Genomic DNA, 15,898 nt, shown 5'->3' with positions numbered 1-15,898 from the left:
TGCGGCACGCGATCCCGGGTTCGCACTTCGCGCGCCCCGCGATACCGCTCGCCTCACTTTTCCCGGAACGCCCGCATCAGCTGGTCGTGCAGCGGCTTCATCAGGTAGGACAGCATGGTGCGGTCGCCGGTCTGCACGAAGGCCTCGACCGGCATGCCGGGGATCAGCTTGACCTCGCCGAGGCGGGCGACCTCTGCCGGCGGCATCGAGACGCGGATGGTGTAATAGCTCTGCCCGGTGCGCTGGTCGGTGGTAACGTCGGGCGAGACGCGGCTCACGACGCCGTTGAGCTCCGGCGTGGTGCGCTGGTTGAAGGCGGACAGGCGCAGCAGCGTCTTCTGGCCGACCTGGAGCTTGTCGATGTCGGTCGGATTGACCTTGGCCTCGACCTGGAGATCGTCCTGCTGCGGCACGATCAGCATGAGGGTATCGCCGGCGGTGACGACGCCGCCGACGGTATGCACGGTCGATTGCAGCACCATGCCGTCCTGCGGCGCACGGATGTCGACACGGCGGAGCTGATCCTCGGCGGTGACCTTGCGCTCGATCAGCTCGCCGATCTTGTCGTTGGTCTCGCGCAAATCCTTGGAGACCTCGCTCACCATGTCCTTGTCGACCTGGATGATCTGGAGCTCGGTTTCGGTGATCTTGCCCTTGGCCTGGGCGCGCGAGGCGATGTACTGCGCGCGCTCGCCGTTGAGACGGGCCGAGTCGCGCTCCAGCGTGGTCAGGCGCGAGAGCTGCACCAAGTGCTTGTCATAGAGATCGCGGACGCCGGTGAGCTCCTGCTGCACCAGCACGATCTCCTTGTCCTTGGCGGTCTCCTGCGCCTTGAGGCCCTCGATTTCCTCGTTGAGCTGCTGGATGCGCTCACGAAGCTGCGCCTTCTGTCCGGCACGGCCATTGACGCGGACGTCGAACAATTTGCCTTCACTGGCGAGCAGCGTCGCCACGTCGGGGTCGCTTGCGCGCTCGAGCAGCGCCTGCGGGAATTCGATCTTGGAGAGACCGCGCTGCTCGGCCTGCAGCCGTGCCGCGCGCGCCTGGCCGGCGTCGAGGTTCTTGGTGACGATGGCGAGGTTCGCCTTGGTGACGGTGTCGTCGAGCCGCACCACGATATCGCCGGCCTTGACCACGTCGCCATCGCGGGCGCGCAATTCGCCGACCACGCCGCCGGTCGGATGCTGCACCTTCTTGACGTTGGATTCGACGACGATCTGCCCCGGCGCGATCAGCGCGCCGGAGATCAGCACGGTCGAAGCCCAGCCGCCGAGCCCGCCCGCGAGCAGCAGCACGATCCCGAGGCCGAGCAGCAGGTGAAACCTGATCGACTGCCGCACGCTTCTCTTTGCCGCGGGCTTGGTGCCCGCCATCGTCATCGAGCTCATGGTTTGGCCACCCCGCCTTCGCTGACGATCTTGATCGGCGGTGCCGGCGGGGCGACGCGCGGCTGGAGCACCTGCGCGAGCACCTGCTCCTTCGGGCCGAAGGCCTGCATGCGGCCGTCGCGCAGCACCAGGATCTGGTCGACCGCCTCGACGCCGATCGGCCGGTGCGCCACGACGACGACGATGGCCCCGCGCTCGCGCGCGGCGCGGATTGCGCGGGTCAAGGCCTCGTCGCCTTCGGTATCGAGGTTGGAGTTGGGCTCGTCGAGCACGATCAGGAACGGATTGCCGTAGAGCGCGCGCGCCAGCGCCACGCGCTGCGCCTGGCCGGCGGACAATGCCGTGCCCTGCTCGCCGACCTGCGTGTTGTAACCCTCGCGCATCTTGATGATCATCTCATGCACGCCGGCCTCTTTCGCAGCGGAGATGATCGCATCGGAGGTCGCATCGGGATCAAACCGGCTGATGTTCTGCGCGATGCTGCCGCCGAACAGCTCGACGTCCTGCGGCAGATAGCCGATGTGGCGGCCGAGCACGTCCGAGGCCCACTGGTCGAGCGCCGCGCCGTCGAGCCGCACCTTGCCGCGCACCGGCTGCCAGACGCCGACCAGCGCACGGATCAGCGACGATTTGCCCGAACCGCTCGGGCCGATCACGCCGAGGCCCATGCCGGCATTGAGCACGAATGTCACGTCCTGCACGATGAGGCGTTGATCGCCCGGCGGCACGATGCTGACGCCTTCAACCGCGAGGCGGCTCGAGGGCGCCTGCAACTGGGTCGGCATCACCTGGGCCGGAATCTGCTCCATCAGGCGGCTGAGCCGCTGCCAGCTCTGCCGCGCGGCGACGAAGGACTTCCAGTGCGCGATCGCAAGATCGACCGGCGCTAGCGCGCGCGCCGAGAGGATCGAGCCCGCGATGATGATGCCGGCGGTCGCCTCCTGATGAATGACGAGATAGGCGCCGACCGCGAGCACGGCCGATTGCAGCATCATGCGCAGAACTTTTGCGATGGCACCGAGACCGCCGGCGACATCGCTGGCGCGCTGATTGCCGGCGAGATATTTTTCGTTGGCCTCGCTCCAGCGCTGGTTGAGCCGGCCGGCCATGCCCATCGCGACCAGCACCTCGGCGTTGCGGCGGCTGGAGGCGGCGAGATCGTTGCGCTGTGCGGCGAGGCTCGTCGCCTCGCGCGCGGGCCGGCGGGACATGAACTCCGTCACCAGCGTGAGGCCAACCAGGATGATCGCACCGACCAGAGCGGTGACGCCGATCATGACGTGGAACGCAAAGCAGATGGCGAGATAGAGCGGCAGCCACGGCAGGTCGAAGAACGCACTCGGTCCCATGCCGCCGAGGAAGGAACGGACGTTGTCGAGGTCGCGCAGGGGCTGGAGGCCTTCGTTGCGGCTGCCGACCAGAAGCGGCAGGCGCACGATGGTATCGAACACCCGCTTGTTCAGGGCCTCGTCGAGCGCGGTGCCGATACGGCCAAGGATGCGGCCGCGAATCAGGTCCAGAACGCCTTGCGTGATGTAGAGACCGCCGGCGAGGATGATCAGGCCGACCAGCGTCGGGATGCTTCGGCTGGGCAGCACCCGGTCGTAGACCTCCAGCATGAAGATCGACCCGGTCAGATAGAGCAGGTTGATCATGCAGCTCATCAGGCCGACGCCGAGAAACACAGCGCGGCAGGCGCGCAAGGCGTCACCGAGCTCGGAACGGCGGAAGCCGGGAACCGCTGCCATCAGTCGCTTCTCATCGGATGAGGGGTAAAACCCCTGATTTCACAAACTAAATTTGGGGTACTCGCCCCCGATTAATATCGCGTTTGTGGCGATCGTCCAATGCACGACAGTCGATCAACAATCTGGCTCAAAACCTCTAGCGCAGCCGCGTTGCGGCGCAAATCCGGAAATTTCACGGTTTTGCGGCTGCCGCGATGAGTTTGCCACCGCGGCAGCCGGTTTTTCACAACGGATTGCTAGAGCCGCCCGCCGCCGCGCACCAGGCGGACCACCAAAAGCAGAATGATGGCGCCGATCGCGGAGTAGATGATCTCCGAGATCAGCCCGACGCCGAGATGGATGCCGAGCCGCGGGAACAGGAAGCTCGCGACAAACGCGCCGGCGATGCCGATCACGATGTCACCGATGATGCCGAACCCGCTTCCGCGTACCACCTTGCCAGCGAGCCAGCCGGCAACCAGGCCGACGAACAGGATGACGATCAGGCTTTGGCCAGAAATATACATAAGTCGAAGTCCCTCTCCGTGAATGGGGGCGCATGGAACCCTGTCGGGGATGAATGGGAACTGAATATTCGTCACTTCTCCCCGAAGGCCTCACTCCGACAAAAAGGTCGAAAACAACCCCATGCAAAGTAGAACTGGCCTTTGGCAGGATGCGCCCGGTGAAACGCGGCAACTCGGTCCTTGTGCTTGAGATTTTCGAGGTCAGGAGCACACCGCTCTCTCATTCCCTCCCCCCTTGTGGGGGAGGGGCAGGGAGGGGGGTAGCCACGAACTCAGACCTCTCCCGGGGCTACCCCCCTCCCCAACCCTCCCCCACAAGGGGGAGGGAGCGCAGCGCGCCCGGGGGGCTACTTCAGTTCACATCGACAAATTCAGATCGACACCAGCAAGCTACGACGTAACCGTCGCCGCCTCCGCCAGCACACACCTCGCCGCCCTGCCCGGTCCCACCTCCACATTCGCAGGCAGTTGCTCCAGGCACTGCGGCTGGGCGACGGCGCAGCGGGGGGCGAAGGAGCAGTTGTGCGGTTTCTGGCTCAGCGAGGGCGGCGTGCCGGGGATGGTCTCGAGTCGTGCGCCGCGCTTGGCGCCGTGAATGGTCGAGGCGAGCAGGCCCTTGGCATACGGGTGCACCGGCGCGCGCACGATATCGCGCAAGCTCCCCTGCTCCACGATCTGGCCGGCATACATCACCGCGACACGGTCGCAGATCTCGATCGCCACCCCGATATCGTGGGTGACGAAGATGACGGACATGCCGAACTCGCGTTGCAGCTCGCGCAGCAGCAAGAGGATCTGGATCTGCACGGTGGCATCGAGCGCGGTGGTCGGCTCGTCCGCGAGCAGGATCTTGGGCCGGCAGGCGAGCGCCAGCGCGATCATCGCACGCTGGCGCATGCCGCCGGACATTTCGTGCGGATAGGCATCGAGCCTGCGCTTTGCGGAGGGGATGCGGACGACCTCCAGCATGTCCAGCGCGCGCGCCCTGCCTTCCGCGTAACTCCTACCTTCGTGACGCACCACGCTCTCGGCGATCTGCGCACCGATGGTGTAGACCGGATCGAGCGCGAGCGCGGGCTCCTGGAAGATCATCGACACCGTCTGGCCGCGGAACGCGGAGAGATCCTCCTCGCCCATGGCGAGCACGTCGCGGCCCATGACGTTGACGGAGCCAGTGATCTGCGTGCGCTTCTTCGGCAGAAGCCGCATCAGGGCACGCAGCGTCACGCTCTTGCCCGAACCGGACTCGCCGAGCAGGCCCAGCACCTCGCCGTCACCGAGCGAGAGATCGAGATCGTTCACGGCATAGACCGTGCGCTCGCCGGTGAAGCGGATGTTGAGGCCTGAAATCTCGACGAGCTTGGTCATGACGGCAGCTTCGGCACCCTGGCGTGATAGTCGGTGGCGCGCTGGAACGCTGCGCCGATGGTGAGCAGGGTCGCTTCATCGAATGCGCGCCCGATGAGCTGCATGCCGACCGGCAGGCCACCTTTGGTGAAGCCCGACGGCACGACCAGCGACGGCAGGCCGAGATAATTCACCGGACGCGTGAACAGCGTCAGCTGCTGCAACACCGCCGGCGCATTCGCATTCCCGCCGACATCGCTCTCGGCAATCGTCGGCGCCGGCACCGGCGAGACCGGCGCGATCACCGCATCGACGCCGGCGGTGGCCGCGTGATGGGCGGCAAGCGCAGGTCCGCGCCAGCGCATCGCCTCGAGATAGGTGATGGCGGGGACCGCAAGCCCGTTCTGGAGACGCATCAACACTTGCGCGCCATAGTCCTGCGGACGCTCGATCAGCCAGCGCTTGTGGAAGGCGGCGGCCTCCACCGCCAGCACGAGCTGGCTCGCCGCCGACAATTGCCGCTGATCCGGCAGCTCGACCTTGACGATGTCGGCACCCTCGCGCTTGAGCACCGCAATGGTCTCGTCGAGCACACGCGCCACTTCGCCGTCGAGATCGTCGACATAGAAGGATGCGGGCACGCCGATCTTGAGGCCCTTCAGCGAACCTTTCGTCGCGGCAACGTAATCGGCCACGGGCTCGGCACTCGCGGTCGGATCCTCGGGATCAGGCCCCGCCATCAGCGCGAGCAGCAGCGCGCAATCCTCCGCGGTCTGCGCCAGCGGGCCGACGGTGTCGAGCGATTGCGACAGCGGCATCGCACCGGCGCGGCTGACGCGGCCCCAGGTCACCTTCAACCCGGTGACGCCGCAGAAATTCGCGGGCATGCGGATCGAGCCGCCGGTGTCGGAGCCGAGCGCGGCGAAGGTCAGCCGCGCGGAGACCGCCGAGCCCGAGCCCGACGACGAGCCGCCGGTGATATGCGCGACATTCCAGGCATTGCGCACCGGACCATAATGGCTGTTGTGGCCGGTCGGCCCATAGGCGAACTCGGCCATGTGCAGCGACCCGAGCCGGACCTGGCCGGCATCCTTCAGGCGCTGCAGCGCCGTCGACGTCGTGGTGGCGACATAGTCGCGGCGGATCAGCGAGCCGCAGGTCACGACCTTGCCCGCGTCGTAGTACATGTCCTTGTGCGCGAGCGGCACGCCGTGCAGCGGCCCGCGCACTTGACCCTTGGCGAGCGCCTCGTCGGCCTCTTCAGCGGCCTTCAACGCGGCCTCTGATTCGATCGCCATGAAGGCGTTGAGATGCGGCTGCCACTCTGCGATGCGGTGCAAGAGCGCACGTGTCACTTCCTGCGAGGACACCTGCTTCATCGCGATCGCGCGTGCGACCTCGGTCAGCGTCATCAAAGCGGGCTCGGTGCTCATGCCGGAACCCTGGTGGTTTGCGCGAGCACATAGAGCGACGGCTCGAGGTCCATCGGCAGAGTGCCGGCGATAGTCGCAAAGCCGTCGAACACCGGCCCCATGGAAGTGCCGATACGGGTCGCGGTCGCCTCGTCCACGGGCACTCCGGCCACCTCGGCCATGGCCTTGATGTCCTTTGCAGTCGGTCTCGTCATGCGGCTCCCTCTTGCGGCGCGCGGCTGTGGCCCGATCCCGGTATCGCCATATAGCAGGCGGCCTCGTGGCCCATTGTATCGAGCGCAGTGAGCTTTGGTGTAGCATTTGCGCAGAGCGGCTCCGCGAACGGACAGCGGGTGTGGAAACGGCAGCCGGAGGGCGGATCGATCGGGTTGGGCGGATCGCCCGAGATCGGCGGCGTCTCGGTGCGCTTGTCGGGATCGGAGGACGGCATCGCCGCCAGCAGCGCGCGCGTATAAGGATGGGCGGGCGCGTCCCAGACTGCATCGACCGGGCCGAGCTCGACGACCTCGCCGAGATACATCACCAGCACGCGATCTGAGATGTACCGGACGACGTTGAGATCGTGGCTGATGAAGAGATAGGTCAGGCCGAACTCGCGCTTGAGGTCGGCAAGCAGGTTGAGCACCTGCGCCTCGACCGACTTGTCGAGCGCGGAAACGGCCTCGTCCAAAATCACCAGCCGCGGCGACAGCGCCAGCGCCCGCGCGATGTTGACGCGCTGGCGCTGGCCGCCGGAGATCTCGTGCGGGTAGCGGTTGGCAAAATTCTCCGGACGCAGGCCGACCTTGCCGAGCAGCTCGCGCGCGAGCGCACGGGCCGCGCCGTCCGCCATGCCGTGGACCTTCGGGCCGAAGGCAATCGATTCCTCGATCGTCAGGCGCGGATTGAGCGAGGCATAGGAATCCTGGAACACCATCTGCATGCCGCGGCGCAGCTCGCGCAAGCTGAGCGCCTGGCCGACGGTCATGCCGTCATAGATGATGTCGCCGGCATCGCGCGGCATCAGATGCATGAGGAGCCGCGCGGTGGTCGACTTGCCGCAGCCGGATTCGCCGACGATGCCGACGGTCTCGCCCTTGGCAACGGAGAAGGAGACGTTGTCGACGGCGCGCACCGTGCGCTTGGCGCTGAACAGCTCTCCGCGCACGGGGAAATGCTTGGTCAGGCCGTTCACCCTCAACAGCGGCTGAGCCACGCCGCCGCGATCCTCGACCGGCACGAGCGTCTCGACGGAAAGGTTCGCCTCGCTCATGTCCTAGTTCCTGATGTCCATGGCGCTGCGCAGGCCGTCCGAGAGCAGGTTGAAGCAGATCGAGACCGCGAAGATCATCGCGCCGGGCAATGCTGCAACCCAGGGATTAACGTAGATCGCGGTGCGCAGTGTGTTCAGCATCAGCCCCCATTCCGGCTCCGGCGGTTTTGTGCCGAGCCCGAGGAAGGAGAGACCGGCGGCCAGGATCATCGAGACCGAGATCAGGCTGGTCGCATAGACGAAGATCGCGCCGAGCACGTTGCCGAGGATGTGCACGCGCATGATGGTGATTGGACCCGCGCCGGAGGCGCGTGCAGCCTCGACGAAATCCATGTTGCGCACGCCGGTGGTGACGCTTTCGGCGACGCGGGTGATCTGCGGCACGAAGACGATGGTCAGCGCCACGATGGAATTGAGGATGCCGGCTCCGAGCGCGCCGGAGATGGCGATGGCAAGCAGCACCGAGGGGAAGGCGTAGAACACGTCGACGGTGCGCATGATCGCGGTGTTGAGCTTGCCGCCGACATAGCCGGCAACGAGGCCGAGCGAGGTGCCGATGCCGAAGGCGAGGATCACGGGCAGAATGCCGATGACGAGGGAGAGACGTCCGCCATAGATCAGCCGCGCCAGCATGTCGCGGCCGAGTTCGTCGGTGCCGAGCGGATAGCCTGGCGTCCCGATGTGGCGCAGGCGGCGGATCATCGAGCCCTTGTAGGGGTCCTCGAGGCCAAGCCACGGTGCGAGCAGCGCGCAGAGGAAGATCAACAGCAGCACCAGCGCGCAGGCCATGCTGACCTTGTCGCGCAGGATGCGGCGGCCGACGGTCGCCCAATAGCCGCGCGCCTTCGTCGCCGGCGCGGCCTGAAGCGCGGCGTCGCTGGTGGCTGACAACGGAAGCTCGCTCATCGGCTAGCTCCCGGCTGGTCTTGGTTCAATCGGTGCACGCCAAGGACGCAGTGCACCTCTCCCGCTTGCGGGAGAGGTCGCGCCGTAGGCGCGGGTGAGGGTTCTCTCCTCTTGGAGGCCATCGCTTGGGGAGACACCCTCTCCCCAACCCTCCCCCGCAAGCGGGGGAGGGAGCGCACCTCTCTCCGGGCCGCAGCTAGACTCATCCCGCTAGCCCCGCTTGATGCGCGGATCGATCGCGGCTTGCGCAATATCGACCAGCAGGTTGAGGAAGACGAAGAACAGCGCAAGCACCAGGATCGTGCCCTGCAACAGCGGCAGGTCGCGCTGGAAGATCGCGGAGTTGAGCAGGAAGCCCGAGCCCGGCCAGGAGAACACCGTCTCGATCAGGATCGAGCCGCCGAGCATGTAGCCGAGCTGGAGGCCCATCACCGCAAGCGCGGTGGGCGCGGCATTCTTGATGACGTGGCGGAACACGCCAGTTTCGCGCAGGCCCTTTGCACGCAGGGCCTCGACGAAATCCTGGCTGAGGATGTCGCCGGTGAGTGCGCGCACGGTGCGGGTGACGATGCCCATGGGAATCACCGACGTCGTGATCGCCGGCAGCACGAGATATTGCAGATGCGCCCAATCCCAGGCCCATGCGCCGGAGCCGCCGGGGCCGGCCCCGACCGCGGGGAGCCAGTTCAGCTCGACCGAGAAGATGATGACGAGCAGCATGCCGAGCCAATAGTGCGGCACCGAGACGCCGGCGATGGCAAAGGATGTTGCGAGCTTGTCGATCCAGGTCTCGCGGAAATAGCCGGCGATCAGACCAAGCAGGATCCCCATCGTGAAGCCGATGATGGCCGCCGCAATCGCGAGCGTCACGGTGTTGCCGACCGCGCGCATTACCTCGGCGAGCACGGGACGCCCCGTCGCGATGGAATTACCGAGATCGCCGTGCAGCGCGCGCAAGAGCCAGAGGCCGAACTGTACCGGCAGCGGCCGGTCGAAGCCGTAGGCCGCGCGGAGCTGCGCCGCGAGCTCCTGCGACGCATCGGCCGGCAGCACGGCAACGAGCGGATCACCCGGCGTGATGTGCACGAGCAGAAAGCACACCAGCGCCACGCTGATGACGATCGGGATGACATAGACGATGCGTCTGGCGATATAGGCGAGCACGTTGTCTCTCTTCTTCCTTCTCCCCTTGTGGGAGAAGGTGGCGCGCTTTGGAGCGCAATTGCGCTCCTGAGCGCGCCGGATGAGGGGTTCTCTCCGCGAGTAGAGTCATTTCAAACGAGAGAGGGTCATCCGCGGAGAGAACCCCTCACCCGGCCTCGCTTCGCGAGGCCACCCTCTCCCGCAAGGGGAGAGGGTGCACCGAGTACACTGCTAGCACCTCACGGCGTCATCGACACCGGCGAGAAGTCGACGAACCAGCTCTTCGGCTGCACGAAGCCTTTCACCTTGGGGCTCATGGCGCGCGGGGCGACGTCATGGGCGACGTAGAGGAAGGCTGCGTCGTCAACGGATGCGGCGTGCAGCTCGGCGAGTGCCGCATCGCGCGCGGCCGAGTCGAAGGTCTGACGCGCCTTGGTGACCAGCTCGTCGAATTTGGGGTTGTTGATGTAGCCCCAATTGTTCGACAGGGGCGGCGCCATCGACGACTGCAGGAAGCGCACCAGGGCGAAGAACGGATCCATCGCCGCATAGGTCACATTGACCGCATTGGAGCCGTTGGCGGAAGCATCCTTGGCACCGCGCCGCCAGTTGTTGACCAGCGTATTCCACTCGATGACGTCGAATTGCACGTCGAAGTAACATTCGGCGAGCGCCTGCTGGAGATATTCGTTCATCGGCAGCGGCATCATCTGGCCGGACCCCGAGGCCGAGGTCTGGATCTTGACCGCCACGTGCTTGTTGGGACCATAGCCCGCCTCTGCCATCAATTTCAGCGCGGCCGGCTTGTCATACTTGATCAGGAAGGTCGGATTGCCGCGCCAGGGATGGCCGGCCTCGAAGGTCCCGGTCGCCGGCACCATGTATCCGCCGAGCAGGCCGTCTCGCAGGCCCTCCCGGTCGATACAGAGATTGGCCGCTTTGCGGACGCGGATGTCGTTCCAGGGCGAGCCTTCGACCCGCGAGAACTGCCACGGCCAGACATGGGGCTCTTCGTTGGAGTAGATGACGAAACCGCGCTGCTTGATCTGGGCAATCGCGTCGGGCGCGGGCGCCTCGACCCAGTCGACCTGCCCCGACAGTAGCGCCGCGGTGCGCGCGTTCGCCTCCGGCATCGGCAACAGCACCATGCGGTCGACATGCGGAACGCGTGCCTTGTCCCAGTAGTTTTCATTCCTGGCGAGCTCCAGCCGCTCACGCGGCGTAAAACTCGTCATCTTCCACGGACCGGTGCCCGAGGCATCGCGCGCAAATGCTTCCCACGCGGCGGCCGATTTCGCCTTCGCATCAGCGCCGCTGGCGGCGTCATAAAGCTTCTGCCATTTCGCAGGGCTCGCCATGAACAGATTGGAGAGATTGATCGGCAGAAAACTGTCCGGCTCCTTGGTGGTCAGCTCCACCGCCAGGTCGTCGATCTTGCGGGCGGACAGCAGCGTCGGCATGCGCGAGGCGGTGAGGCCGACCTGGCTCGGGTCGTATTGCGGGGCATCCTTGTTCAGCACCTTGTCAACGTTCCACACCACAGCATCGGCGTTGAAGTCGCTGCCATCATGGAATTTCACGCCGGGGCGCAGCTTGAAAGTCCACTTCTTGTGATCGGTCTCGTCGATCTTCCATTCGGTCGCAAGCCCAGGAATCAACACGCTCGGCTTGTCGGCCGAGGAGAGGTCCCACATGGTCAGTGCGTCGTACATGGTGAGGCCGGTGAAGCGGTTGCCTTCGAACCCCTGGTCGGGCTGGCCCAGCGTGCGCGGAATATCGGCAGCGGTCATGCCGATGCGCAGCACGGTTTCGGCACTGGCCGCGCGCGGCCAGGTGGCTGCGGTCGTGAGCGCCAGCGCCGCAATCAATGCTGCGCGGGTGGTTTTTTCGATAAGCATCGCCTCAATCCTTTTCCGGCTTTCGATGATTATTTTTGATGCAAGCTTATGCAATGGCTATGCCAATGGGGGAACTTATTCTGCAAATTGCCCCTGCGACGACAAGTCCTTGTGATGCTGCGCCGCTAGAGGCACTGCGCTGCCTATTCTGGCATCAAGATTGCAAGTTCGGCCCCAGATTTTTCGTTGGGAGCTTTGGTCATGCGCAATCGAATCTCGATCGGTCTCGCCGTGCTTGCGCTGGCGTTCTCCGCAATCCCGGCACGCGCCGAGACCGTAGTGCGTTACGGCATCTCGATGGCGGATATTCCGCTGACCACTGGCCAGCCCGATCGCGGCGCCGGCGCCTATCAGTTCACGGCCTACACGATCTACGATCCGCTCGTTGCGTGGGAGATGGACGTCGCGGAACGGCCGGGCAAGCTGGTGCCGGGGCTCGCCACCGAATGGAAGGTCGACGACACCGACAAGACCAAATGGCGCTTCACCTTGCGCAAGGGCGTGAAGTTTCACGACGGCAGCGACTTCAACGCCGACGCGGTGATCTGGAATCTAGACAAGGTGCTCAATGACAAGGCGCCGCAGTTCGACAAGCGGCAGAGCGCGCAGGTGAAGACGCGGCTTCCTTCCGTCGCGAGCTACGCCAAGATCGACGACGATACGGTCGAGATCACCACCAAGACGGTCGATTCCTTCTTCCCCTACCAGATGCTCTGGTTCCTGGTGTCGAGCCCGGCGCAATATGAAAAGCTCGGCAAGGACTGGGACAAGTTTGCAAGCCAGCCCTCCGGCACCGGCCCGTTCAAGCTCACGAAGCTCGTGCCGCGCGAGCTCGCGGAGCTGACGAGGAATCCGGACTACTGGAACAAGAAGCGGATTCCGAAGGTCGACAAGCTCGTGCTGGTGCCAATGCCGGAAGCGCTGACGCGCACCAACGCGCTGCTGGCCGGACAAGTCGATCTGATCGAGACGCCCGCCCCCGACGCCGTGCCGCAGCTCAAGGCCGCCGGCATGAAGATCGTCGACAACGTCACGCCGCATGTGTGGAATTATCACCTCAGCGTGCTGCCGGGCTCGCCCTGGACCGACATCCGCCTGCGCAAGGCGCTCAATCTCGCAATCGACCGCGACGCGGTGGTCGGGTTGATGAACGGGCTTGCGAAGCCTGCGAAGGGCCAGGTCGACCCGTCGAGCCCGTGGTTCGGCAAGCCGACGTTTGAACTGAAGTACGACCTCGCTGCCGCGAAGAAGCTGGTCGAGGAGGCCGGCTACAGCAAGGACAAGCCACTCAAGACCACCTTCATCATCGCGCAAGGCGGCACCGGCCAGATGCTGTCACTGCCGATGAACGAATTCCTGCAGCAAAGCTTCAAGGAGATCGGCATCGACATCGACTTCAAGGTCGTCGAGCTCGAGACCCTCTACACCCACTGGCGCAAGGGCGCGGCCGACGAGATGAACGCCGGCATTACCGCCAACAACATCGCCTACGTCACCTCCGACCCGCTCTACGCCATCGTGCGCTTCTTCCACTCGGGCCAGATCGCGCCGGTCGGCGTCAACTGGGGCGGCTACAAGAACCCGAAGGTCGATGCGCTGATCGACGAAGCCAAGCAGACGTTCGACACCGGCAAGCAGGACGAGCTGCTGGCGCAGGCGCACGCCCAGATCGTCGACGATGCCGCGCTGGTCTGGGTCGTCCACGACACCAACCCGCATGCGCTGTCGCCCAGGATCAAGCAGTTCGTGCAGGCGCAGCACTGGTTCCAGGATCTGACGACGATCGGGGTGGAGTAAGGCGGGCGCAAGCTGCGCCACGCAGTGTAGGGTAGGCAAAGGCGCACTTGCGCCGTGCCCACCATCGTTCAGCATCGTTCATGCAAGTGGTGGGCACGCTTCGCTTTGCCCACCCTACGGCATCTGAATATGCTGCCGCGCCCCGCTACTTCGTCAGCAGCGCATAGGCGCCGTTCCAGTCGTCCGGCGGCGGGCTCGTCTGGTAATTCCTGATGCGCGCCTCGTAGAGGCGGAACAGCTTCTCCAGCGTGTCCGCGTCCTCGCTTCTGCGGCCGCGCTCGATCGCGTCCAGCGCGCCCTGCCAGTCGCGACTGCGATAGCAGGCGAGCATCTCGATGGTGATGTTGCGCAGGCGCTGGAAGGCTCCCGAATGCATCACGTCCTCGCGGCCGGCGATGGCGTAGATCACCTCCGGCTCGGTCTTGCCCTTCACCATGATGAAGTCGAGCTCGAGGACCGCGAACTTGTCCTTGGCGGCGAGCGCGGTCTTGGAGCCGACGATGATCGGGAAGCCGTAGTCCTTGGTCTGCCCTTCCAGCCGCGAGGCGAGATTGACGCTGTCGCCCAGCACGGAATAGTTCTTCTTCAGGTCGGAACCCATGTTACCGACCACGCCGATGCCGGTGTTGAGACCGATGCCGACATTGAGCGGGATGTAGACGTGGCCGCCATCGGCGGCTTCCTGCTCGCGCTCCTTGTTGACCTCGTCGAGCTTCTCCAACATGCCAACCGCCGCCTCGCAGGCGTTGATCTCGTGCTGCTTGTCGTCGAGCGGCGCGTTCCAGAACGCCATGATGGCGTCGCCCATGTACTTGTCGACGTAGCCCTTCCCTTCGATGATCACGTCGGTGAGCGGCGTCAGGAAGCGGTTCATCAGCGCGATCAGCCCTTGCGGATCGTGCTTGTAGCTCTCCGAGATCGTGGTGAAGCCGCGCACGTCGGAGAACATGATCGTCATCTCGCGCTCCTCGCCGCCGAGCACGACCTTTTCCGGCGACTGCGCCATCTGCTCGACCAGAACGGGAGACATGTATTGCGCAAATATGCCGCGGATCTGCTTGCGCTGCTGCTGCTCGCGGACGAAGCTCGCGAAGACCAGGGTCAGGTAGATCGCGGTTGTCGAGGCCATCGGATAGGTGGCATCGATCAAAAGGCGATAATGCGAATAATAGTACCAGGAGAAGCCGATCAAAACCGAAGCAAACAGCGCGCCGACGCCGACCAGCGTGACCGGCCCGAACTTCGGAGCGAAGATGATCACCAGAATGCCCGAGATCATGGCGGCGAAGAACTCGATCGCGAGGCCGTAGTTCGGCTGCGAGATGATCGAGCCGGCTATCGCGCTTTCCAGCATCTGGGCGTGGATTTCGACGCCCGGCACAGCGGGGTCGACCGGCGTCGTCTTGATATCGTTCAGTCCCGCCGCCGAGGTGCCAATCAGCACCAGCCGCTGCGCGATCCTGTCTGGCGCTACTCGTCCTTCCAGCACGTCGACCGCCGAGACGTAGATCGAGGGATCATGGTGGGCGAAATGCACCCAGAGCAGGCCGTTCTTGTCGGTCGGGATCGGGAAGCGCGGCACGCCGACGCTGAGGATGCCTTCGCGATCGGCCTTGACCAGCATCGTGTTGGAGCCGGACACCACCCGCAGCATCTCGAAGCTCAGCGACGGGAGAATCACGCCCTGGGCCTGCGTGATCATCGGCGGCCGCCGGACGATGCCGTCGCGCTCGGGCTTGATGGTCAGCAAACCGCGGCCGGCAGAGGCAGCCTCGAGAACGGCAATATTTCGCAGCAAGCCGGGAAATTCGAACAGAAAAGGATGCGGATCCTCACCCAGGGTTGCCAACCCGGTCTGCGGAAGCTTCTCATCGAGTTCCGAGTTGCTGGCCGGAAGACCGGTCTCGCCGAGCACGACGCGGGAGCCCTTGATCGCCTCGGCAAACGCCTGGTCGTTGCTCGGCAGCGCCCTGAGCTTTTCGCGGGTCGCCTCGTCCAGATTGCGGAAGGTCTCGACCGCAAGATCGGGATTGAGCCGATCGGGCTCGGGGAACATCACGTCGAAGCCGATGGCGGCGGCGCCGAGCCGCGTCAGATCGGTGGTGAGCTCGGCGAGCTTGGTTCGCGGCCATGGCCACTGGCCAACCGCCTTCAGCGTCCGATCGTCGATATCGACGACGACGACCGGCTTTTGGGTCTTCTCGCGGGGATCGATGCGCTGGTACCAGTCAAAGGTCCGGACGCGAACCTCCTCGACCAGCCTCCAGTCGGCGAGGCGCACGGCTGCGAAGCCGACGAGCAGCACAAGGCAGACCAGCCGCGCATAGCCGAACCTGCGCGCGAACCACCGCCGCCATATCCTGAGCCGCTTCATGCCCGTTGGACTTCCCGGAACCCGATCGGGTTCAATCTTGGATCGTCAGGACGCAAATGGCCATGGCCTCAAGCGACGATCCGGGGATTTTTTGCTGCCCGCAGCG

Annotated in this window: 12 protein-coding genes; 1 reads left to right on the top strand and 11 read right to left on the bottom strand. The window is 65.0% G+C overall.

What is annotated here, in order from left to right; genetic code table 11:
• Window positions 1–53: 53 nt before the first annotated feature.
• The 10 genes from NLM33_RS33775 to NLM33_RS33730 all read right to left on the bottom strand — a co-directional run bounded on the left by NLM33_RS33775 (window position 54) and on the right by NLM33_RS33730 (window position 11,621).
• Window positions 54–1,388 (bottom strand): HlyD family type I secretion periplasmic adaptor subunit, encoded by a 1,335-nt coding sequence (locus NLM33_RS33775; RefSeq protein WP_254102824.1) that lies wholly within the window; start codon window positions 1,386–1,388, stop codon window positions 54–56.
• Window positions 1,385–3,136, bottom strand: a complete 1,752-nt coding sequence (locus NLM33_RS33770) for a type I secretion system permease/ATPase (protein WP_254102822.1) — start codon at window positions 3,134–3,136, stop codon at window positions 1,385–1,387. The genes NLM33_RS33775 and NLM33_RS33770 overlap by 4 nt, the downstream gene beginning before the upstream one ends.
• Window positions 3,137–3,372: 236 nt before the next feature.
• On the bottom strand, window positions 3,373–3,642 hold the full coding sequence (locus NLM33_RS33765) for a GlsB/YeaQ/YmgE family stress response membrane protein (protein ID WP_254102821.1): 270 nt from the start codon (window positions 3,640–3,642) through the stop codon (window positions 3,373–3,375).
• Window positions 3,643–4,032: 390 nt separating this feature from the next.
• Window positions 4,033–5,010 carry an ABC transporter ATP-binding protein gene (locus tag NLM33_RS33760; RefSeq protein WP_254102819.1) on the bottom strand — a complete coding sequence of 326 codons (978 nt, stop codon included), beginning with the start codon at window positions 5,008–5,010 and terminating at the stop codon, window positions 4,033–4,035.
• A complete protein-coding gene (locus tag NLM33_RS33755) occupies window positions 5,007–6,422 on the bottom strand; it encodes an amidase (protein ID WP_254102817.1) in 1,416 nt (471 codons plus the stop codon). Before NLM33_RS33755 ends, NLM33_RS33760 begins: the two co-directional genes overlap by 4 nt.
• Window positions 6,419–6,616, bottom strand: a complete 198-nt coding sequence (locus NLM33_RS33750; RefSeq protein ID WP_254102815.1) for a hypothetical protein — start codon at window positions 6,614–6,616, stop codon at window positions 6,419–6,421. Before NLM33_RS33750 ends, NLM33_RS33755 begins: the two co-directional genes overlap by 4 nt.
• Window positions 6,613–7,674 (bottom strand): ABC transporter ATP-binding protein, encoded by a 1,062-nt coding sequence (locus NLM33_RS33745; protein ID WP_254102813.1) that lies wholly within the window; start codon window positions 7,672–7,674, stop codon window positions 6,613–6,615. Before NLM33_RS33745 ends, NLM33_RS33750 begins: the two co-directional genes overlap by 4 nt.
• A 3-nt stretch (window positions 7,675–7,677) precedes the next feature.
• Window positions 7,678–8,580: an ABC transporter permease gene (locus NLM33_RS33740; RefSeq protein WP_254102811.1), complete on the bottom strand. Its 903-nt coding sequence runs from the start codon at window positions 8,578–8,580 to the stop codon at window positions 7,678–7,680.
• A 210-nt stretch (window positions 8,581–8,790) separates the two neighbouring features.
• On the bottom strand, window positions 8,791–9,744 hold the full coding sequence (locus tag NLM33_RS33735) for an ABC transporter permease (protein ID WP_027521379.1): 954 nt from the start codon (window positions 9,742–9,744) through the stop codon (window positions 8,791–8,793).
• A 218-nt stretch (window positions 9,745–9,962) separates the two neighbouring features.
• On the bottom strand, window positions 9,963–11,621 hold the full coding sequence (locus tag NLM33_RS33730; RefSeq protein WP_254102810.1) for an ABC transporter substrate-binding protein: 1,659 nt from the start codon (window positions 11,619–11,621) through the stop codon (window positions 9,963–9,965).
• Between the two features lie 201 nt (window positions 11,622–11,822).
• Here NLM33_RS33730 and NLM33_RS33725 point away from each other — a divergent pair, with 201 nt between their 5' ends.
• Complete coding sequence (locus NLM33_RS33725; protein ID WP_254102808.1) at window positions 11,823–13,418, top strand: ABC transporter substrate-binding protein; 1,596 nt, start codon at window positions 11,823–11,825, stop codon at window positions 13,416–13,418.
• Between the two features lie 145 nt (window positions 13,419–13,563).
• On the opposite strand, the gene NLM33_RS33720 is transcribed toward NLM33_RS33725, so the two are convergent.
• Window positions 13,564–15,792 carry a CHASE2 domain-containing protein gene (locus NLM33_RS33720; RefSeq protein WP_254102806.1) on the bottom strand — a complete coding sequence of 743 codons (2,229 nt, stop codon included), beginning with the start codon at window positions 15,790–15,792 and terminating at the stop codon, window positions 13,564–13,566.
• Between the last annotated feature and the right edge of the window lie 106 nt (window positions 15,793–15,898).

This window comes from Bradyrhizobium sp. CCGUVB1N3, from assembly GCF_024199925.1.
Taxonomy (GTDB): Bacteria; Pseudomonadota; Alphaproteobacteria; order Rhizobiales; family Xanthobacteraceae; genus Bradyrhizobium.
The sequence above is the reverse complement of the archived record's forward strand: the minus strand, read 5'-3'. Positions and strand labels throughout refer to the sequence as shown.